1 pseudogene is annotated in these 338 nt (G+C 62.1%); it reads left to right on the forward strand.

What is annotated here, in order from left to right:
- Positions 1 to 338 (forward strand): annotated as a pseudogene (locus U862_RS0128970) (urocanate hydratase); the annotation flags it as partial.

Below are 338 nucleotides of genomic sequence, written 5' to 3' on the forward strand. Positions count from 1 at the left end.
ATCAAAGCCGCCAAGCAGTCGATGGCGGTGCACGTCAAAGCCATGCTGGACTTCCAGAAACAAGGCATCCCGACCTTCGACTACGGCAACAACATCCGTCAGATGGCCCAGGAAGAGGGCGTCGAGAACGCTTTCGACTTCCCGGGTTTCGTCCCGGCCTACATTCGTCCGCTGTTCTGCCGTGGCATCGGCCCGTTCCGCTGGGCGGCGCTGTCGGGTGATCCGCAGGACATTTACAAGACCGACGCCAAGGTCAAGGAACTGATCCCGGACGACGCCCACCTGCACAACTGGCTGGACATGGCCCGCGAGCGCATCAGCTTCCAGGGTCTGCCGGC

This window comes from Pseudomonas sp. H1h (assembly GCF_000633255.1).
Lineage (GTDB): Bacteria > Pseudomonadota > Gammaproteobacteria > Pseudomonadales > Pseudomonadaceae > Aquipseudomonas.